Source organism: Chryseobacterium sp. SIMBA_029 (genome assembly GCF_046535275.1).
Classification (GTDB): Bacteria; Bacteroidota; Bacteroidia; order Flavobacteriales; family Weeksellaceae; genus Chryseobacterium.
Genome location: NZ_JAWRXA010000904.1, coordinates 1 through 232 on the forward strand (window position 1 = coordinate 1; position 232 = coordinate 232).

Below are 232 nucleotides of genomic sequence, written 5' to 3' on the forward strand. Positions count from 1 at the left end.
GCAATTACCCACTAACCAAAAATTTACACATGAATCTTATAAAGTTTGCATTACGCAGACCAATATCTGTAATGGTATTGGTATTAGGGCTGTTGTTTTTCGGAATCAAGGCTGCTAAAGAAGTTAAGGTAGATATCCTTCCTGAGATGGATCTTCCTGTAGTGTATGTTGCCCATTCCTTTAATGGATATACTCCTCAGCAGATGGAAGGATATTTCACCAAAATGTATGT

1 protein-coding gene is annotated in these 232 nt (G+C 37.1%); it reads left to right on the forward strand.

Annotated features, from left to right (window positions below; all coding sequences use genetic code 11):
- Nucleotides 1-29 precede the first annotated feature (29 nt).
- Nucleotides 30-232 (forward strand): efflux RND transporter permease subunit (locus tag SB679_RS26455; protein WP_410705418.1); only part of this gene is annotated, 203 nt, incomplete at its 3' end.